Raw genomic sequence first — 19744 nt, 5'->3', positions numbered from 1 at the left:
TATTGTCGTTCCTTTCGGGAAAAGTCTTTCTGTAATACTATACTTGAAGGCGTCGTATTTTTCAATGCGACTTTAGTTGGGGGAGGGTCTGTTAAGGCCACAAAAAACAGCTTACAAGCAACTGTAAGCTGGTACAAAAGGGCTTACTTTAGTTCGTAATGCGAAAGTCCGTATAGTGCTTGGGTTGTAAGTCGACTAAATCAATGCGTGTCACTTTACCGTAAGGCGTCGGCGATTGTTTGATCTTGCCAATAAATTTGGCAATTTTAGCGCTAGCACCGCTGGCCTCAATGTAAACAGCACCGTTGAGTAGGTTGCGGACAATCCCATTGACGTCACATTGGTCAGCCGCAATTTTGGTGGCGTAGCGAAAGCCCACACCTTGGACGCGTCCAAAAACTGTTAATGCAACAGTTCGCATAAATTTTCCTCCAATCATCAGTTGATTTGTCAAAGTTGAGAGTGGATAATCTAATGATAGCACGATAAGATGAAACATGAGGTGATCGAACGTGGAAATTAATTCCCCCCAAAATAAATTAATCAAATCTTTGCGCAAATTGCAACGAAAACGCGAGCGCGAGCAACAACAACTTTATTTAATCGAAGGCGCCCACGTGGTACAAGAAGCATTGAAACAGGCCAAGCCCCAATATTTACTCGCAACACAGGCCTATGCAACCGCTGATTGGTTACAAGATTGGCAAGCTGATCTGATTTGGATCAGTGATGAAGTGGCCCATGCCCTGGCCGAAACAGTGACCAACCAAGGCATCTTTGCAGCCATGCCATTACCGGCTCAAGTACAGCCTGATACGCTTACTGGAAGTTGGTTGTTGCTGGATCGGGTACAAGATCCAGGCAACATTGGGACGATGGTGCGCACAGCAGACGCTGCAGGGTTAACCGGCGTCGTTTTAGGGACCGGCAGTGTGGATCAATTTAGTCCTAAGCTGATTCGGTCCATGCAAGGTAGTCAATTCCACATTCAGGTGTTCAGTGGTGCGCTTAGCGAATGGATCGCCAAGTTTAAGGCCATTGGCACACCGGTATACGGCAGTGAGTTAAACCCACAAGCCGTTAGTTTTCGGGAGATTCAACCCGCGCATAACTTTGCGTTGATTATGGGAAACGAAGGGCAAGGGATGTCAGACACGCTGTTACAACAGACTGATCAGAACTTATTCATTCCCATGCAAGGTGCGGCTGAGTCTTTAAATGTGGCGATTGCGGCCGGTGTATTGCTTTTTCAATTACAGGCGGTTGACAAAGATTAAAAATCTATAATGAATCAATCAAAAGGCTCGTTATTTTCCATTAAACGCGGTATGCTAATGACAATTAAACAATCACAATGAAAGACTTAAAAGAAAGGCAGCCTTTGAATGACGAAAACTTTGAATTGGCAAGCTGACACAGATTATGTGGCATTGGTAGACGATTTACTCGCAACTGATGACGTTCAACGTTTGGCAGATTATCCGCAACACCACTTCTCCAATCGGTTAGAACACTCCTTGCACGTCTCTTATCGGAGTTATTTAATTGCCAAGCAATTACATTTAGACACACGGGCGACTGCACGCGGTGGTTTGTTACACGACCTATTTTATTATGACTGGCGGGTCACGAAGTTTAATTTAGGAACGCACGCTTATGTCCATCCCCGCGTCGCGTTACGGAATGCTGAGAAACTTACAACACTGACTAAAAAAGAACAAGATATTATTATTAAACACATGTGGGGTGCGACATTAGCACCGCCACGGTACTTGGAAAGCTGGATCGTTTCACTGGTGGATGATTATTGTGCCATGGACGAATTCGTGATTCCAGAAACACGTAAAATGGGGCGTTCTATGAAAGCTCGCGTTGCCTTATTAATGGCAAAATAAAAAAGTTGTAGCTTTGTCTGCAACTTTTTTTATTTTGTTGTAAACTTGTGAAGTATCTTTAAAAATCTGAATGCTTGTTTTACTTACTTTTAGTATTTATAACTAGCCCTAAAAAGCCCGTGGCATGGGCTTTTTGTATGCCGTTTTTACGAAGTTTACACCTCGTTTACACCTAAATTCTCCACAGTACGATTGACGGCTTCAAATTGTTTGCTCATGACAGAGGCAACCCGTGCTTTACCTTCTAACGTTGGTTCCTTATAAGCATTAGTCATACGTAGATTCTTGTGGCCCATGTATTGGGATACAAGTTCACTGTCAATTGATGCCATGGCGGATTGAGTTGCAAAGGTGTGCCGCATCATGTGGGGATGTAAGGGCCAAACTCCAATTCGCTTACCACAACGATTATACATAACTGTCATGGTGTTGGGATGATATGGCTTGCCAGTACGCTCAGAGATAAAAATAAAATCTTTTTGGTGTGGGATAGCCTTATGCATTTTTTTGATGCGTAAGAATTCTTTTACTGCGATTTTCAACTGTTTGGCCGGTTCGCCATCTATATAGATTGTTCGATAAGAGGATTCGGTTTTAACGTTTGTGCCATCGGGCTTTGATGTTGTTCGTGCACGATGTACTTTAGCTAACAGCCCTGGGCCGCTTGGCGTTATATCGCCATAGCGAAGACCAATTACTTCGCCACGCCGCATCCCTAAGATAGGCAAGTAACACATGATGAAGCTCATAGTGGTGCTATGCTGCTTTAAATCGGTTAAGGCCCGTTCCAGTTCGTCCATTGTTAGATCACGTTTAACCCGTGGTTCATCTTTGTTGATTGCGATTTTTATTAATCGGTTGTGGTCGATAAGTTCATCAGCAATCGCACTTTTGACAAAGGCCTGGAAAACCTTGTTAAAGACTTTAACTGTGGCATTACACAAAGGCTTTGTCTTACCAGGGCGTAGTGGGTCTTCGCGGTCATAAAGTAAGTAGTTGATATAGGTCTGATACTCGGCACGATTGAGTGCTTTTATCTTTGTTTTTGCATAGTGAGGCAAAACAAGGTAATCAAAATAATATTGTGTTCCACGTTGTGTGTCGGCAGACCACTCATTAGCCTTTATTTTGCGCTCTCTGTACTGTTTATAGTATTCGCCTACAGTTATGTCAGAATTACCAGTCAAGGCCTTATCTGCCTCTTTAGACGCCTTATCGCGATAAGCCACAGCCTCGGCAATAGTCTTAAAACTATTTTTGGTAATCTGCTTATATTTCCCGTTGATCATCAACTTTTTAAAGCGCACGCGATAAAGCTTCTTACCCGCGCCCGTTTCGTATGAGTAGACACTTTCTTTTTTCGTTTTTGTATATGTGATTTTAGCCATGATATTTTTATCCTTTCAATTTTGAAACAGCCTGGCGGGGCGTGAAAGGTTCATGGGATTGCAGCAACACCTTCTTTCAGGTAAAATAGAGTGTAGAAAAGAGACCACCTCAGTGGTTGATTTCATGGGTGACGCAGCCAACTTCTTGGCGGGAGGGGATGCGTCTTTTTTATTTGAGATAAATCAAGTGGCATAAATGGACAATACTGTTGATTAAGTCTTGACCAAAAAGCCTAAAAAATAAAACAAATTCAACCGCAGTTTTAAATTGTAGCAAGAAGGCATAAAGTATCACCCAATGGTCGTACAACGTATGTATTAGTTCAATAGTTTTTTGACTAAAGCTAATAAATCCGGTGTAATCTTCGTAAGAATCTACTTCGTATGAGGCCAGTACATTCACATCTTGATCAGCTATTTTTTGGAAAATTTCATTATACTCAATTTCTGTTATTAAGGTTTCTGATCCAACAAATTCTGCGTAAGTGACTGGTCCTATAGTTTTCTTAGAATCGTTATTAGTAATGGGAACTTCTTCAACAGCTTTGTTAAAATAAAAGGGCCAAGAATGTGAAACAGAGTCCATTTGTTGAAGAGCTTCTTGAATTTGTTTAGCTATTCCATCGGATGTCATCATGGTTTCAGTTAACGATTTTAGTGATTTAGCGACTGATGCATTCGAAGAATCAACTAGCTTAACCAACTGTTTGTCGTTTACTAGGCTACCCTTTGCAAGGGATTGCATATCAGCAATCATTTTGGGAATGCCATCCATTTCGGATAGATATTTTTGTATGGCCTGCATATCTGGAATGGAGATCTTTCGCAGTTCTGCAAGTTCAGCGTCGATATTAATTATCGAACCATTCATATATGATGTCATTTATGCCTCCGTATTTTACAGGATGCCTATAAGGATTGCGATTATTATTATGAGTAATATTGGGATAGTGCAGCCCATAGTCATAGAATGGCCAGTTTTACTCATTGCTTCGCCACTTTTTACCAGGCCATCTGCAACGTTTTGAAGGCGGTCTAAGTTATCTTTCTCACCAGGATACTTGATGGGACCGTTATTACAATAACGACAGTAGCGTTCGCCTTTCAAAATATTATTGCAGTAGGGACATACAATTTTTCTACCTTGATGTCTTAGCTCAAGCCCCAAACTTGAACGGAGACTAGTGTTTTCACGACCTTTAACACTACTATCAAAGACGACCAGTTTCATTTTATAATCTTCAGCATCAGTCAAAACCTTTTCAACATGATCAATGATTCCAACATATTTTTTCTTGCCCCCAGTGATTACAACAGCGTATTCAGGACATTCACTTTTGTAGCTGGCCTCGTTGACATACTCAGTATTTTTTGACTCAATACGCCCAAGGTTGATTGTTTTATTAGCAAGGTTTGAAAAATAGCTTACTAATAATTCTGAACCTATTTGCTTGATTTCCACAGGTCGAAGCACTTCTGAAATTTCATGAAATGTTTCACCGTGATTGTACTTTTCAAGAATAGCCTGATCGTTTAGTCCGCTAAACTGAATAGGAAACTCATCAGCCGCGCGTAGTTTTGAAATTATGTCAGAAAAATCAGATTCAATAGGAGCTATAGAAACGTTATCTAACAGCTTTTTCATAGTACCCTCCAAATATGATAAAATATATTTGCAAAACCATATTTGGCTTGGCCCTCATTCCGTGGCAGCGGAGTGGGGCTTTTTAGTTAACGGATTTATTTTCCGTTAATTATTTCAAATCAAGTTCAATACCTGTGACTTCTGGGGAAACATCTGTATAGTCTGAAGTAGTACAGATACTTCCAAACTTAAGGGTTAACTTATTGATATCTTTTGCCGTTGCACCCTTAATTAAGCCATTTGCTTCAAATTCTGAGGAAGCACCGGAAGCAACAGTTGCGCCTGTACCAGCGTCCTGTAAGCCAGAGCCAGTATCAATTTGTTGTCCTTTATTGGTGACAATATTTTCAAGCCCATTAGTTTGCAATTCTTCAGAGCCCGCATTTTTAGCAGACCAATTTACTTGAACGACATAATAGGGGTTGTTAACGCCAGATGCATTGAAATATTCAGAAGCAATTTTCTTAGCATTATCATTTTTTGGTTTCATGCTATAAACTTTTACATTTTTTATTGTGACAGTTACGTCGCCTTGCTTAACTTCTTTATTAAAGGTGTTAACCTTTTCCAACGTTCCGTTTGCATCAAAGTCTTCAAAGTATTTCCATTGCCCAACTTTTTCAGGTGAGCCATTGGTAACCTCTTTGCTGGAAGAAGCTTTATTTTTTGATACAGCAGAAGAACTACTTGCACCGTCACCATTATCAACTTTCGAATTACCACATGCAGCCAGCGATAATCCCATGAGTAAAGTTGCACCAATCATTAATCCTTTTTTCATAATAAATACGTCCTCCAAGTATGGTAAAATATTTTTGTGAAGGTTTACATGCTTAGGTATTGGCTCTATCTCATTGCAGTGGGATGGGGCTATTTTTATTTGGTTTGATTAATAGGCATTAGATGATTTGCCGTTATCTGTAACAGTTCTATCTGTCATGATTAAAGGAACCTCATTGTCATTGCCCATCGTGGTTTCATATTTTTGTGTACCACTACCAGTTCCGTAGATGGTAACTTCATCATCTTCGAGAATCTTTCCATGTGATGGCATATCATCGTCATCAACGTATACCATTATGAGTGAGTCGGAATCATCGTTTTCCATAACAAGTAGGGTGGTGACGCTAGTGTCATTTTGAACCTGCATGACTTGACCACTAAATTGTACTTTTTTATTTTCGAAATCGTCAGGGTTACGAGCCAGTTGATCGTATGATGCAGATTGATAATTACTAGGATCATATTTTTTTGCTTCTTCAGCTTTGGCTTTACTTTCTGAAGCCTTACTCTCTGCTTTTTCTTGACTAACAGATTCGGAATCAGCTGCACTTTCAGATCGAGATTCTGCTAAGCTTTCTGACTTTTCTTTAGCCTTACTTTCAGAATCAGCTTCGCGTTGAGCTTTTGTTTTAGTGAAACTTACGCCTACTTTAGCGATAGAGCCATTGTAGTTAGAAACGATGGTCATGTGATCATCTATGAAAGGACCGGTGATCTGTACTTTGCCATCAACTGCTTTTTGTTTGTCCATTCGATTGGTACCATCTGAGTCTTTAATCGTTACAATGGCGTTAGTTTTAGTTTTGACGTTGATTTTGTAAGTGCTATTTTTGAGAGGCTTGATAACTGTATCATTCACTTTAACGAAATTTTGTGCCTCGCGACGTTCCTTACGATATTCCATAGACATACCCACGACTAGTGACACAGCACTAATACCAAAAAGGATAGCGCAAGCAATCCACCACGGTTTGCTATTTTTCTTTCGAACTTTAATAATAACTGCAATTATGACACAAGCTATAAGCACTAATGACCCTAAGAAAAAAGTCCATGATAATAAATACTCCCAATCCATAATACGTCCTCCAAATGTGATAAGATATTTTTGTAAACTTCACATATGGAGTCAGCCTCTTATTCGTTACCGGCGAATGAGGGGCTTTTTTATATGCCGAATGTTTCGTTAATACAATCTGTAACTTGATATTCTAAATTTATGGGAATACCAAAACATTCCATGAATTGCACTGGATTTATTTCATTGAAAATAAAATTGTCTTCATAATATTTTATGAGTAAATCAATTGCGGTAACGTTAGCACCGCATTCATATTTCGATTTATTACTGAAGCTACTGTAATACGATATTCCCTCGTCGCCGTTTAATAAATGGCTGATTTCATGAGCTATCTGAAAAGGTAGCTCTTTTTTGTTATGCCAATTTAAATTGATGATTACTTTTCGAGATTCGGAATCAGCAAGTGAAGGTGTATATGGGCTTAATTCACTTGTTAATTCATAGGCAATTTTATTTTCAAATGCTAAATTTAAAAGATAGGTTATAACATCATCCATCTACTTACCCCGCAGCAATCGTTTAATAATTTCCATGTCCTCTTCAGGAATGGGTCTGCCCTGATAAGTCATGATTACGTGCTTGTCCTCAATATCGACTTGTTTAGGATTGTCGTTCTCCTTATTACCCAAAAGATAATCGACCGTGACGTTCAATGTTTTAGCAACTGATTCAAGTTTAGATGAATCTGGCGTTCTATTTTTCCACCCATAAATTGTAGTTTCACCTAATCCGGATTTTTGAGCAAGTGATCGCAGACTCAATCCCTGTTTTTTTGCTAATTCATTTATGCGGTCAAATGTTGTCATAATAGGCATCTCCATAGATACTTAAAAAGAAATTGTATTTAATAGAATAAAATAGTTGATATTTAGTATTCAATGGAATACAATTATCTTTGTTAAGAAAAGTTATTAAGAAATAGAGCAAATAAAAATCACTTATAAATCAACTTGGCGGGCGATAGATAAGAAATTGTTTGCTTATTTAACTATGTAATAATTGTATACCATTGAATACAATTAAGCAATATTTTTCTTAATAAATATAAACAAGAAAGGAGACGAAATTATGTTTGTCCACACAGAAACAAATAACAAGGCCGAAGCCATTAAGGGCTGGTTAGCGAATCATAGATCTTTTGAAACACAAGGCAGTTTAGCCAAGCGTTTCGGCAAATCAGCAACATTCGTTAATTTATCACTCAATAAGCGAATGACTACCAAAGGTGCCGAAACGTTAGTCACAGAGATTTACGAATATCTCTATGAAAAGTACGGCTTATAGAAAGAGGAGGAACCATATATGAACAATCTTAAAGTGATAGGCCGTGAAAAAATCGGCCAAATTGAATTCACCGGTATTGAAGGCGGATTTGGTGAAGACAAAAAAGCGATGACAGCTAAGGATATTGCTCAAATCCATAGCAAGGATGTTCGATACATCAACAAACTGATTAATCAGAATCGTCGTCGATTTAAAGATGGTGTTGATGTAATTGATCTTCTAAGTTCTTCTGATGAACTTAGAGAATTTGCTGAGCAAAATGGATTAATCGGTAGTAACCGAACGGAACACGTCTATATCTTATCTGAACGTGGCTATTCCAAACTCTTAAAGATTCTTGAAGATGATAAAGCGTGGGAAGTTTATGACCAGTTGGTTGATAACTATTTCAATCAACGCCAGGCAATCCGTGAGAATCAGCCAGCATTAGTTGCAGGCAAGCGGCTTGAAATTATGGAAAAGAATGCAGCTACTCGTAAGGCCAATTTGCTTTACAAAATCGCTATGGCCACCGAATCTGAGACATCAAGCCAAACGCTACTAGCATCGGCCGCTAAAGAATTAACTGGTGAGATGACTATTCCAGTCATGAAGCAAAAAGAATATTCGGCTACTGAAATTGGCAGTAAGTTAGGTATTACCGCTAATAAGGTTGGCCGAATTGCTAATAGCTTAGGACTAAAAACTGAACAACCAGGTCAAAACGAATTTGGTCGTTGGTCAAATAGCAAGTCGCAGCACAGCGATAAGGAAGTACCTCAATGGCTTTACTTTGAAAAAGGCTACCAGGCGATTCAAAAGGCGGTGTCTTAGATGAGCAAAACAAGTTAGGAGGTGACCACATTGGCAACAGTAATTTTATGTGGATTGGTTTTACTGGTCAATCTATTAACGCTAGCTTTGCTTTTTAAAATGCGCAATGACTAGAGAGGAGGGATTCTGATGGAAGAACCTAGTATCACAGTCCGTGTAAGTGTTGATACTTCAGAACTTGATGAAGCAATCCAAAAATTACAACTGTTACTTGATTTACAAGAAAAAGCCAACTCATAAAAGTAAGCTGGCTTTCTCGAATGTTAGAGCTTATCCCAAGATGAATCTGGTTCTAGATCGATTTTTGTACTACAAGAAGGACAAATGTTTTCGCCGACTTTCGCCTTGAATGTAGTACCACAATTCGGACAAGTATAGTCATAAGAAGCATTTAGGGCTGTCTCTTTTACTTCTTTTTGGACCTTTTTCATGAAATCGTCCATACCCTTGTCGTTAAATTTGAATTTAGTCAATATCTTTCACCACCTTTAGTTGAGATAGCTCAAGTATATCAGAAAGGAAGCGATACCAATGGCAAAGCCGCGCTTAGTAATTGAGAAGCAACAGCCGCGCGAGGCACGTGTATCACGGTTAATCAGCATTGATGCTCAAAATTACCAGTACCTCATGGACATCAAAGCCGAGACGGGTCAGACCGTTACGGCAATCATCAATAAATTTATCGAATACGGCATTGAGAATGCTGAAATTGAGGACCACGGAAAGGAGGTGTGATCTATGGACGAAATCAAATTAGGCGCTAGCTCAATGCGTGTCCTGGCTGAAATCATCGCTAAGCCGCTGCTGAAGTCCGTTAAGGGCATTGTCCAGCAAGAGCTTAAGCAGCAGCAAACCAAAGTGGATGTGCTCAACAAGCGCGAGCTAGCCAAAGAGGTTTTCGGCCTTTCTGACCCTGGCGTTGTTGACCGGTACATGTACCTGCCGGGCTTTCCGATTATGCCGGGCGAAGGCAAGCCGCGTTTTAGTCGTCGGGCGGTCCTTAAATGGATCTCAGAAAATCAAATCTATCACAGTTAGTCTCTGGCGGGGCGTGAAAGGATGGATATTTATGGTAGCAACCATTTTACTATGGTCGTTTAAAGCAGGCCTGGTCATTATCGGCTGGGAACTTTTTAAAGAATTTGTCAGAGAGGTTAGAGAGGAATTCTTTAATAAGAAAGGAGGTGAAACGCATGACTAAAATCGGAACTTTTACCTTTATTAAAGCAATTCTAGACCAGCAACAGGAAGCTATTCGCCTTATCGACACCTGTACCGTTTTAGGTGCGGAGTCTGAGGGTGAAACGATTGAGTGTCAAACGGTTATTTTATGCGTACTGGCAAAAAGGCAAGTCGAAATTGAGTATAAAGAAACACTCGATATGCTCGAATTCCAACTTGAGAATCTTGAAAACTGGGCACGGGGCGGCTGGTGCAAAGATGAGATGGCCGGGCGTGCTAAAGCCTGGAAAGAGGCTATCAAGACCCTTAAAAACTTGAAAGGAGGTGAGGAAAATGACACTAGCAATTGATGGAGTTAAGTTGGCCCGCCAACTACTAACCGAACAAGAAGCTATCACGTCTGATCACAAGTCGATGTCGGCAAATCGGGAATATATCCGGCAGGGTAAAGCTGAGGCCTACACGCATATCATCAATTTAATTTTGAGTGAATCAAAACCGTTGAAAGGAGGTGAGACCGATGAAGACACTACTACCAACTGACCAAATCGAGCGCCGTATGATCTTACTTTTTAAACAACGCAACGCCTGGACTTTTGACCGTATCGCCCATAAACACACAGCTGATGTGCTACCAGCTATCAAGCATGTGGATAGCGAACTAAAGCGACTACGTTTGCTTTATGGACCACCAAAAAAGCCGCTAAGTGCCGGCACACCTAGCGACCAAAACAAAATCATTATTCACCAATATGGTACCACAGGAGTGCGGTTATGAGCAAAGCAACTAAAGAGGGCATGGACTTTTTAGTCGCCCTAGAAATGCACTATGGGATGTCTTTAGCCGAAAAAGGCGGTGTCAGTGAGGTTGAGCTGTACCGACTGCGAAAAACATTATATCCCGACATGGCTATCAAAGCTAAAACCCATGAGACGGACAAGCAGCGGAAACGGCGCAAGCGCACAGTGCTAGTCGATGAAGAGGTCTTAGAAATCTATAAGACGCACAACCTAACCGACACCGCCGTAATCCTGCATACGTCAACGCCTCGAATCAGTACGATTTTGAAAAAGCATGGTGTGCTACGCACCAGAAGGAACAGCTATCGCGCTGTCATCTTACCGAACCTCAGCTTGATCAAGCAGCTAGCCAGTAAAGGCTATTCGCTGAACAAAATCGGCGCTGAGCTGAATGTACACCCTGCATCACTGATTTTTGCAAGGGACAATCATGTTGAAGTCCGGCAGGCGCTGGCTGAGGGTATGCGGGCATGGGAACGCAATAAAAAGCTATTACGAGAAAAGACGTTAAAGGAGCGTGTCCGGGATGTCTAGCTACTATCTACGCCGCTACCACACAGGCCTGAGCCAATGGGTCTACTTGTATGGCAATGTGGAATACAACCAGTAGTGACCGAAGACGACATTGACCGGCTACTCGCGGCGGACAAAGCTACAAATCGAAAGGAGTCAGCAAATGACTAACGCAATTCAACCGTTGGAAGTACCCGAATTTTCAGTCGAGTACACACCAACTAAAATAGAAATTCATGATTATGAAAACCTAGAACGGGCCGTACAAGCCTATTCACATCGATATTCTGACATTGTGGTAACCGATGACACTGAAAGCGAAGCTAAGGACATTCGGGCTAAGCTCAATAAATTATCCAATGCCTTAGATGACCGGCGCAAAGAAATCAAAAAGCAGTATAACGAGCCATATGACGCGTTTGCTAACGACATTAAAGCACTGCAAGCAACCCTAGCCGAAAGTATCAACCCACTTGATACGGCTTTAAAAGAGCTAACTGTGCACCAACGTGAGCGGCGACAAAAGCATGTTGAAGAATTGATTATCGAGATGGCGCCAAATTATGAAGTGTCGCCTGATGACATTGAGATTGACTCGAAATGGCTAAACAAATCCACTTCAAAAAAGGCGGTCACTGAAGGTGTGGCTGCTGCTATGAAATTGATCAAAGCGAAGCGCGACAAATTGGACACAGATATTTTGACCATTGAAAAATATGCGAAGGTCCAAAAAGTCGAACCGGCTGGTTGGGTTGACCAACTGAAACAAGGCCAAGATGTTGAGTATCTTATGAAGGCCATTGACAACGAGGTCGAACAACAAACGGCCCGTAAACGTGAACAAGAGGCAAAAGCTGCTGAAGAAGCGCTACACCAAGAATCAAAAGGCAATGCCATTGTGGACACCAACACCGGTGAGGTGGTTTCTAAGTCGGTGACACTGAAAATTGTGGCTACGATTCCACAAATGAACTTACTAAAAAGTTTTATGGATAGTAATGGTATTAAGTATATGAGAGTTGGCGCATAGTATGCCGCTTAGATCGTATCAACATCAGACATTAACCAACGTCTACCAATCCATTGCTAAAGGTCATCATGCCATTGTTATACAGCAACCACCTCGCACAGGTAAAACGGTCATAATGGCCGAAATTGCAAAGCGAGCGACAGCTAAGCACAATCGAGTTTTGACAATTGTCCATCGGCAAGAGTTAACTAAGCAAACTCAAAAAACGTTTGTGAGCTGGGGCGTTGATATGGATTACTGCCGGGTAGGTATGGTGCAAACCATGACACGCCACGTTAAAGACTTAAAAAATCCGCAAGTCATTATTATTGATGAGGCGCACCACGCGATTGCAGCAAGCTATAAGCGGATTGTTACGGCCTATCCGAAAGCGATAGTACTGATGTTTACAGCTACACCTTACCGATTAAGCGGGCAAGGCATGGCCGAAGTGGCGGACGATTTAATCCCTGGCTTACAAGTTAGTGATCTGATTGAAATGGGATTTTTAGCCCATATGGAATATTTTGCGCCACCGGATATTAATACTAAACTGTTGAAACGACAACGGGGCGAGTATACTGACGCATCAATTGACAATGCCTTGAGCAAGCGAGTTTTTGGAAATGCAGTAGATCAATATAAATTGCATGCTGATGGTCTGAAGGCAATTGCTTATTGTCACTCAGTACAGTCCGCTAAACGATTAGCAGCTGAATTTAACAAGTCTGGCATATCCGCTTTAGAAGTTGATGGTACAACACCAAAAGATGAAAGAAGCAGGGCCGTACAGCGTTTTAAAAACGGTGATATTACAGTTTTAACAAACGTTGAGTTATTCACTGAGGGCCTTGATTTGCCTAATGTTGATTGTGTAATTCAACTGAGGCCAACACAATCGTTAAGCCTATACTTACAGTTTTCGATGCGGGCCATGAATCCACGTAAGGGTAAGACGGCCATCATTTTAGACCATGTTGAGAACTGGAAACGTTTTGGGTTACCAACTGATGATCGAGAATGGACGCTTGACCAGGAAGGAACCAATAAGCAACGGGCAAAAGGCAAAATTAAGGCGCCTGCTATCAAAACTTGCAAAGTCTGTTTTGGGACTTTCTACACCAATACTGTAAAAGATGGTAAGTGTCCTTTATGCGGTGCAGATTTACCAAAAGAAGCACCGGAGGAACCAAAACAAGTGGAAGGCGATTTAGTCAAAATCGGTCAAAAAAGTGTTTCAGAACGCCGATTAGATCGTGTCCACCGGCTTCAAAATCAAAGTATGATGTCGGAACTCAGTGGAAAATCATTTCATGATTTAAGAACAATGAATGAACTTCAAATTTACGCCAAACTCAGGCATTACAAGCCAGGGTGGGCTTACTATCAAGCAAAAGAAAGGGGAATCATCTAGTGGGATTATTACCAGATAATAAGCGTAAACCACCAATGGACACACCACGAACATTTTTTATCTGGGGTGCAACCATGAGTGGTAAGTCATATCTGGCTGAGCATTTTCCTAATCCATTTTTTATTAATACAGATGACAATGCCGAAAAAGCAGGCTTCCCAAATTATCAATTGAAAAACATTCAAAAAGCTGATGGCAGTTTAAAACTGTCAGTCATTGATGAATTGGATCAATTAATTTTAGAGTTAAGCACTGCTAATAAAGGCTTTCAGACTGTTGTCATTGATGTTATTGACGATGTGGTGGCATTAATTGAGCAAGCTATATTGCTTGAAAATGATGTTAAAGCACTGTCTGAAATGGGTTATGGCAAAGGCTACGCATTACATGAGCAAGTTTTAAGAAGCCTTGTATTAGACCTTAAAGCCTTGCCGCTCAATGTTGTGTACGTGAGCCGTATCAGTGAAAAAAGTGATAATGCAGGCGTTGTTACTGAGATACCAAGTCTAAAAACCAAGTGGTACAACATGGTAAATGGCAATTGTGACCTAGTTATTCAGACACGCCGAATTGGACACAGATATTCTCGCGTTGCAACAGACAAACGAAAGCAATATGAACGGGACCAGATAAAGGACCCTAATATTTTAAGAATTTTAGAAAATGTACCTGGCGTTTTTCCACGTCAAAAAACAACCGATAAAGGGGATAAATAATTATGAGTTTACGAGATCGCGCTAAAAAAGTAATGGGTAGTTTTGATGCAACAAAAGAATCATCAAATGGTTATGAAAACATTCCGGCAGGCGATTACAACATGGTATTAGAAGCGGCTGAAGACACGGTTTATAAAAGCGGTTATGAAGCCTTTCGCGTAAAGATGAGCGTTATGGATGGCAAATATGCCGGGCGGACAGATTCGACCAATTTAAATCCGGATGCTGACAATGATTATGTTGCTGACACAGCCGTAAAAACAATTGCACGCCTTGCAAATGCTGTTGGCTTAGAACTAACCGACGATGATTGGGAAGCCTTAGACACGTTGCAAGAGGCGTTTATGGATAGCCGTGGCAAAGTTATTTTATGCCACATTACTGAGAGCAAAAATAAAAAAGACCCAAGCAACCCATATCGTAATTATGATTTTGAACCATCAGAACAGCCAGAAGAAATTGATATTCAGGATGATGACATGCCGTTTTAGTCAGGTAAACAACAGCGTTAGTCGCTCGAATGGGGTGAGAAGCCCATTAGAAAGGAGGACAGAACGTGCAAAATATCGTAAATTATGCACTCGCATACGCCAAAAAAGGATTTTCTGTTTTACCAATTAGCGCCGGTGAAAAACGTCCTCTCGTTTTGTTTGCGGATCGGCCACCTATGACTGAAAGCCAGATTAAAAAGATATGGAAAAGGCATCCTAATGCGCGTTTAGCTTTAAGAACGATTGAATTTTTTGTGGTTGATATTGATGAGCATCAAGACGGCGATGACGGTTTCAAATCAATTGAAACTTTCAACCAAAAAAATCCAGGGTGCATCGTTGATACACTATGCCAAACCACTGGGCACGGCGGTAAGCAACTGTTTTATGAAAAACCAGCTGGGATTGATATGACACAAGTTATTGGTTGGCTGCCAGGTGTGGACATTAAAGCTAATCCTAATAACTATGTCCTGGTCGCACCATCAACTGGGTACACTTGGCAAAACAAAATGCCAATGGTTAAAGCACCTGAGGCATTAATCAATAGCATTTGCAAAAAGCAAAGTACCAAATACAGTCCAGTTGATCCGCAAGCGTTGACAGAAATGAATTGGAATCAAAAAGTAGGTCAACACTCGAGAACCGCAAAACTATTTGAGCAGATTGTTAATGGCCTCGGTGAAACCGGTGGCCGTAATATGGCCTTGGCGGCGTTTGTAGGCGGATTGCTTTATCGCAATATAGATGTCCAAGTCGTTAAGAAACTGGCTGAAATCGCTAATAATAACACGGCTAAAGCACTTGATACGCGAGAGTTTGACCGAACATTTGACAGCATGGTCAAAAAAGAATTAAGGCGGCGTGCCAATGGTAAATGATAACTTAATGCGTGAGTTAGCGGAACAGCAAGAAGCCGACCGCAAAAAAATCATTGCTATGACCCCGCCTTTTAAAAAAGGCCAAGGTGACAAGCCAAAAACAACAAGCGTGGTAAATGTTCAGCTAGCTATTGAGTATGATCCACTGTTGAAAGGCGCATTTGCTTATAACGAATTTACTTGGGAAGTCGAGGTAGTACGTGATATACCCCAGCTTCACATCAAAAAAGGGCAAATGCTAGATGCTTATACATCATTGATTTTGTCGGAATTGGAAACAGTTTGGGATGTATCCTTCAGTGACAGGGCGTTAGAGCATGGTGTAATAGCGCTTAGCAGAAATTATGGTTACAATCCAGTACAAAACTACTTAAACAAAGCTGAAAAGCAGTGGGATAAGCAAGAGCGTTTGGAAACTTTTATGCCGATTTATTTAGGCGTTGAACACTCGGAAATTACCACATTGATCACTAAACTATGGCTAGTCGGGCTATGTACTAAGGCGTTTGAACCTGATGCAAAATTTGACTATGTACTGGATTTAGTAGGCGGCCAAGGAGCTGGGAAAACCACTTTGCTAGAAAAATTAGGTGGCGACTGGTATACAGATCAATTTCTGGATTATTCGGACAAAGACAGTTATAGCAACATGTTAAGAGCGATTATCATCAATGATGATGAAATGACTGCTACCGCCAACGCAAGTTTTGAAGAATTAAAGAAATTTATTTCAGCTAGAAAGCTGGCTTTTCGTCCAGCATACGGTCACACCACTATCCGTCGAGATAAGTCGTTTGTTATTGCTAGAACTACCAATGAACTAACCTACCTCAAAGATCGCACGGGTGAGCGGCGCTTTCTACCACTGTTAGTGAATAAGCACCAGCAGCAGAAACATCCAGTTGAATATTTAGACGATGATTATATTTTGCAGTTATACGGTGAAGCGATGCATCTTTATAAGGCAGGCTTTACTTTTGATTTAACTCAAGAGCAAGAGGACATGCTTAATGAGCATCGTAGCCAATTTATGTATGTGGACGCAACAGAAGAATCAATAGAGCATGTGTTAGCGACATGGTCAGCTGACTTTATTACTTCTAAACAGATCGGCGATAATATTGGAGCTGGCGAGCTTGTCAAAAACAAAACTACCGCTAAAAAGATTAAGTATGTGATGGATAATCAAGAGGATTGGCGGCCTGGGTTCAAAAAAGTAGGAAAAACATCACAAAGAGGCTGGCGTAGAAGGTTACAGTAACTACAAAGATTTACAGCTGGTTTACACTTAAGTGTAAACCCTCAATCCCTTGGGAGAGTAAGGCTACTTCTTCTTTAACCCTAAAGTTTACATTTATTTAATATAAAAGACTAAATATATATAGTATATATTATAGTATTGGGTTTACTGCAAACCGTAAATTTTCCGTTCGATCCCTTGGGAGAGTAAGGACACAGCGTATTTTTTTGCTGTAAACCAGTTGTGTCTACTGCAAACCATTAAAGGAGAACAATATGAAAGTTAAATTAATTGCCAATAATCGTTGGGGCTTTGGCGATGAGGTCAATACATTCATTAAAAAAAACTCAATCAGGCCAGAAGATCTGATTGACATGAAAGTTGAATACGTAGGTGGTCGCGTCATGGCGCTTATTATTTATCGTGATTAATATGACAGCAGAACACATTATTCAAAATCAAATTAGAGTGGCCGTATCACAATACGGTTGCACCATTTTCCGGGCCAATGTCGGCAAAGTAAAAATGGAGAACGGCGGGTGGTTTGATACTGGATTACCCAAAGGCTTTCCTGACTTATGCGGGTTTCGACACAGTGACGGAAAAATGTTTTTTATCGAAGTCAAAAATGCCAAAGGGCGTCTTCGCGATGATCAAAAGCAATTTGCCACATTCATTCAAAAATATCCAGTTTTATATGGGGTGGCAAGGTCAGTGGAAGAAGCCTTAAAAATTGTGGAAGGAGCATCATAATGGACACTCGCTCATGGACCTGCCCATATTGCGGGGCAAAAAACACATTAGATCCGTTTATCAAATTGGTAGATGAAGACCGATTCACAGAACCATGTTTTGAATGCGACATGGTAGCTGTAATCAGCGTTACAGCAATGATTAAACTAAACGCGGATGTGTTAGAAGATGATTGAAACCAAGCAAAACATTTTTGAGGAAGTGCTTAATGGCTATTACCACGCTAGTGAATTACTTGGTGAGGCCACAGACACGCCGGCATTAACGCCACGTGATAAACGCGACTATCTCAAACGCTATACCGCAGCTATTATCAAGATGCCATTAACGGCTAATCAAAACAGATTTCTGCGCTATTTAATTAACATTCTTGAGGATCATAACCAGAGTATTCTAAGCACACTCGTGTGGTGTGGTAACCACGTTAATGTCATGCCAGTGGACGTTAAGCTAGCGTATAGAGCTTTAAGTGATGCCGAAAAGAATCAAGTTATTTACGAATTGGCACTGCCATTTTAGGAGGTGAATCGATGACATTAGACGAAGCAACGCTTAAAGAAGTTACTAAGTTAGCTGCTAAAGCTGGCGCGGAAGCCGCGAGGGAACAGCGGCATAAAGAATTCTTGCACGAAAACACTTGGCGTTTAAAAAACACCAGACTACTGCTTAAAAATTATGACGTGTTAAAAGACCACTCAATTGACATTAAGACCGACATTGATATGTATCTTAAAGATGTCTTCGGTGAGGACGATTTAAAACTGCGTAGCATTACGGGCTACAAGGCCAGATCAGAGAAGATGATGGAATACACCGACTTAATGCTGGAAGCCTATAAGAAGTGCGCTGACAAAGGTGGTGAAGAAGGCCGCCGGCAATATTTTGTTTTAGAACACACCTTTATTACTGCGAGAAAATGGACTGCTCGAGAACTGGCCAATTACTTTAGTACATCGGATCGGACGATTAGGCGCGATCTAAAAAAGTCTATCGAAAATTTTTCAACGTTTTTATTCGGAATCGTCAGCATTGAAGAAATGGTCAAATGATGTGTCCAAAAGTTGGCAACACAATGTCCTAATTGGTGTTATATAATAGTAATGTGATAGTAGACATACTTTTACCTTTAGTCATATTGATGACTCCTTTCAGAAAATTATTTTATTCAGCGGGGCATAATATCTTATTGATGTTATGTCTCTTTTGATGTTTACTTAAGATGAATAATATAATTGTTAGGGGTTTTGCTTAATGAGCAATGATAAAACACAACCAAAAAATGTTAATTTTGATTTTTTTCAGGTCTGGAAAATTGGTGCTGATAAAAAAGAAGTTCCATTCGATTTTGACGATTGGTGTGAAAATCTTCCTGCTTCGGAAATCAAAGGTGAAAGTAATTTAGACAAGCGGAATATTAGATATAGTGGGGACATCATTAGATGTGATAATATTTTTACTGAAAGTCCGCACAAAAATCCTGTAACAATATTACACTTCACGAAGTTAAGAGACAGTTCCAGGCCCGCAGTAGCTACTCTTTCTACACCAGAGTTAACAGATGTTTCCTTAAAGGCTAATGAATACATTGCTGAAGATGTATCTGCATTATTCGATTCATCTAATTATTGTTTGATGTTGCAAAAAAATATTTTTTGCTTGTCAGTTTCGTCATTAGCAGACTATGTCAATTACTTTTGGAATATTGGTAAAGACGAAAAAGACTACGAACTGATTCAGTTTCGTCCCATTTTAAGAAAAGATGCTTTTAAAGTTGGTCTAAATGCAAAAAAGATAAATAAGCCTGAATTATTCACCATAAGTTCTCCAAGTACAGTGTCACCCCGGTATCATGGGC

General features: G+C 40.5%; 30 protein-coding genes. 22 read left to right on the top strand and 8 right to left on the bottom strand.

Features of this window, described 5'->3' with window-relative positions; genetic code table 11:
* Window positions 1-148: 148 nt before the first annotated feature.
* Complete coding sequence (locus tag FC07_RS04715) at window positions 149-421, bottom strand: acylphosphatase (RefSeq protein ID WP_057903976.1); 273 nt, start codon at window positions 419-421, stop codon at window positions 149-151.
* 91 nt (window positions 422-512) lie between these two features.
* Between FC07_RS04715 and FC07_RS04710 the strand changes: the two genes are divergently transcribed.
* Window positions 513-1277, top strand: a complete 765-nt coding sequence (locus tag FC07_RS04710; protein ID WP_057903975.1) for a TrmH family RNA methyltransferase — start codon at window positions 513-515, stop codon at window positions 1275-1277.
* Window positions 1278-1385: 108 nt separating this feature from the next.
* Complete coding sequence (locus FC07_RS04705; protein ID WP_057903974.1) at window positions 1386-1895, top strand: HD domain-containing protein; 510 nt, start codon at window positions 1386-1388, stop codon at window positions 1893-1895.
* A 155-nt stretch (window positions 1896-2050) separates the two neighbouring features.
* Here FC07_RS04705 and FC07_RS04700 read toward each other — a convergent pair whose 3' ends face one another.
* The 7 genes from FC07_RS04700 to FC07_RS04670 form a co-directional block, all read right to left on the bottom strand.
* Window positions 2051-3283: a tyrosine-type recombinase/integrase gene (locus FC07_RS04700; RefSeq protein ID WP_057903973.1), complete on the bottom strand. Its 1233-nt coding sequence runs from the start codon at window positions 3281-3283 to the stop codon at window positions 2051-2053.
* A 169-nt stretch (window positions 3284-3452) separates the two neighbouring features.
* Window positions 3453-4166: a hypothetical protein gene (locus FC07_RS04695; RefSeq protein WP_057903972.1), complete on the bottom strand. Its 714-nt coding sequence runs from the start codon at window positions 4164-4166 to the stop codon at window positions 3453-3455.
* Between the two features lie 15 nt (window positions 4167-4181).
* Window positions 4182-4928 (bottom strand): hypothetical protein, encoded by a 747-nt coding sequence (locus FC07_RS04690; RefSeq protein WP_057903971.1) that lies wholly within the window; start codon window positions 4926-4928, stop codon window positions 4182-4184.
* Window positions 4929-5037: 109 nt separating this feature from the next.
* Window positions 5038-5709 (bottom strand): hypothetical protein, encoded by a 672-nt coding sequence (locus FC07_RS04685; RefSeq protein WP_057903970.1) that lies wholly within the window; start codon window positions 5707-5709, stop codon window positions 5038-5040.
* A 108-nt stretch (window positions 5710-5817) separates the two neighbouring features.
* On the bottom strand, window positions 5818-6789 hold the full coding sequence (locus FC07_RS04680) for a hypothetical protein (RefSeq protein WP_057903969.1): 972 nt from the start codon (window positions 6787-6789) through the stop codon (window positions 5818-5820).
* Between the two features lie 89 nt (window positions 6790-6878).
* Complete coding sequence (locus FC07_RS04675) at window positions 6879-7289, bottom strand: ImmA/IrrE family metallo-endopeptidase (RefSeq protein WP_057903968.1); 411 nt, start codon at window positions 7287-7289, stop codon at window positions 6879-6881.
* Window positions 7290-7598, bottom strand: a complete 309-nt coding sequence (locus tag FC07_RS04670; protein ID WP_057903967.1) for a helix-turn-helix domain-containing protein — start codon at window positions 7596-7598, stop codon at window positions 7290-7292. It abuts the gene before it with no gap.
* Window positions 7599-7860: 262 nt separating this feature from the next.
* Between FC07_RS04670 and FC07_RS04665 the strand changes: the two genes are divergently transcribed.
* From FC07_RS04665 to FC07_RS04575, 20 genes are all read left to right on the top strand, one after another.
* Window positions 7861-8076, top strand: coding sequence for a hypothetical protein (locus tag FC07_RS04665; protein ID WP_057903966.1), 216 nt, complete (start codon window positions 7861-7863; stop codon window positions 8074-8076).
* 18 nt (window positions 8077-8094) lie between these two features.
* On the top strand, window positions 8095-8889 hold the full coding sequence (locus FC07_RS04660) for an ORF6N domain-containing protein (protein ID WP_057903965.1): 795 nt from the start codon (window positions 8095-8097) through the stop codon (window positions 8887-8889).
* Between the two features lie 531 nt (window positions 8890-9420).
* Complete coding sequence (locus tag FC07_RS04650) at window positions 9421-9624, top strand: hypothetical protein (protein WP_057903963.1); 204 nt, start codon at window positions 9421-9423, stop codon at window positions 9622-9624.
* 3 nt (window positions 9625-9627) lie between these two features.
* Window positions 9628-9927, top strand: coding sequence for a hypothetical protein (locus FC07_RS04645; RefSeq protein ID WP_057903962.1), 300 nt, complete (start codon window positions 9628-9630; stop codon window positions 9925-9927).
* A gap of 31 nt (window positions 9928-9958) precedes the next feature.
* The gene (locus FC07_RS16270) at window positions 9959-10090 is read left to right on the top strand and encodes a hypothetical protein (RefSeq protein ID WP_268872041.1); all 132 of its coding nucleotides are present in this window, start codon (window positions 9959-9961) and stop codon (window positions 10088-10090) included.
* Window positions 10083-10421, top strand: coding sequence for a hypothetical protein (locus tag FC07_RS04640; RefSeq protein ID WP_057903961.1), 339 nt, complete (start codon window positions 10083-10085; stop codon window positions 10419-10421). The genes FC07_RS16270 and FC07_RS04640 overlap by 8 nt, the downstream gene beginning before the upstream one ends.
* Complete coding sequence (locus FC07_RS04635) at window positions 10405-10614, top strand: hypothetical protein (RefSeq protein ID WP_057903960.1); 210 nt, start codon at window positions 10405-10407, stop codon at window positions 10612-10614. The genes FC07_RS04640 and FC07_RS04635 overlap by 17 nt, the downstream gene beginning before the upstream one ends.
* The gene (locus FC07_RS04630) at window positions 10592-10849 is read left to right on the top strand and encodes a hypothetical protein (protein ID WP_057903959.1); all 258 of its coding nucleotides are present in this window, start codon (window positions 10592-10594) and stop codon (window positions 10847-10849) included. The genes FC07_RS04635 and FC07_RS04630 overlap by 23 nt, the downstream gene beginning before the upstream one ends.
* Complete coding sequence (locus tag FC07_RS04625; protein ID WP_057903958.1) at window positions 10846-11406, top strand: hypothetical protein; 561 nt, start codon at window positions 10846-10848, stop codon at window positions 11404-11406. Before FC07_RS04630 ends, FC07_RS04625 begins: the two co-directional genes overlap by 4 nt.
* Before the next feature lie 142 nt (window positions 11407-11548).
* Entirely contained in the window at window positions 11549-12415 is an 867-nt protein-coding gene (locus FC07_RS04620) for a DUF1351 domain-containing protein (protein ID WP_057903957.1), read from the top strand.
* A gap of 1 nt (window position 12416) precedes the next feature.
* The gene (locus FC07_RS04615; protein ID WP_057903956.1) at window positions 12417-13808 is read left to right on the top strand and encodes a DEAD/DEAH box helicase; all 1392 of its coding nucleotides are present in this window, start codon (window positions 12417-12419) and stop codon (window positions 13806-13808) included.
* Window positions 13808-14524, top strand: coding sequence for an AAA family ATPase (locus tag FC07_RS04610; protein WP_057903955.1), 717 nt, complete (start codon window positions 13808-13810; stop codon window positions 14522-14524). Before FC07_RS04615 ends, FC07_RS04610 begins: the two co-directional genes overlap by 1 nt.
* A gap of 2 nt (window positions 14525-14526) precedes the next feature.
* A complete protein-coding gene (locus tag FC07_RS04605; RefSeq protein ID WP_057903954.1) occupies window positions 14527-15015 on the top strand; it encodes a DUF669 domain-containing protein in 489 nt (162 codons plus the stop codon).
* 65 nt (window positions 15016-15080) lie between these two features.
* A complete protein-coding gene (locus FC07_RS04600; RefSeq protein ID WP_057903953.1) occupies window positions 15081-15896 on the top strand; it encodes a bifunctional DNA primase/polymerase in 816 nt (271 codons plus the stop codon).
* On the top strand, window positions 15886-17157 hold the full coding sequence (locus tag FC07_RS04595) for a virulence-associated E family protein (RefSeq protein WP_057903952.1): 1272 nt from the start codon (window positions 15886-15888) through the stop codon (window positions 17155-17157). The genes FC07_RS04600 and FC07_RS04595 overlap by 11 nt, the downstream gene beginning before the upstream one ends.
* 254 nt (window positions 17158-17411) lie before the next feature.
* Window positions 17412-17567 (top strand): hypothetical protein, encoded by a 156-nt coding sequence (locus FC07_RS15825; RefSeq protein ID WP_155797741.1) that lies wholly within the window; start codon window positions 17412-17414, stop codon window positions 17565-17567.
* A gap of 1 nt (window position 17568) precedes the next feature.
* Complete coding sequence (locus FC07_RS04590) at window positions 17569-17889, top strand: VRR-NUC domain-containing protein (RefSeq protein WP_057903998.1); 321 nt, start codon at window positions 17569-17571, stop codon at window positions 17887-17889.
* A 168-nt stretch (window positions 17890-18057) separates the two neighbouring features.
* Window positions 18058-18408, top strand: coding sequence for a hypothetical protein (locus tag FC07_RS04585; protein ID WP_057903951.1), 351 nt, complete (start codon window positions 18058-18060; stop codon window positions 18406-18408).
* An 11-nt stretch (window positions 18409-18419) separates the two neighbouring features.
* The gene (locus FC07_RS04580) at window positions 18420-18938 is read left to right on the top strand and encodes a DeoR family transcriptional regulator (RefSeq protein WP_057903950.1); all 519 of its coding nucleotides are present in this window, start codon (window positions 18420-18422) and stop codon (window positions 18936-18938) included.
* 202 nt (window positions 18939-19140) lie between these two features.
* Window positions 19141-19744: DUF6731 family protein (locus FC07_RS04575; RefSeq protein ID WP_338047570.1), on the top strand; the 604-nt coding region annotated here is incomplete at its 3' end.

The organism is Loigolactobacillus bifermentans DSM 20003, assembly GCF_001434575.1.
GTDB classification, from domain to species: Bacteria; Bacillota; Bacilli; order Lactobacillales; family Lactobacillaceae; genus Loigolactobacillus; species Loigolactobacillus bifermentans.
This window is presented reverse-complemented; position numbering and strand designations above follow the sequence as displayed.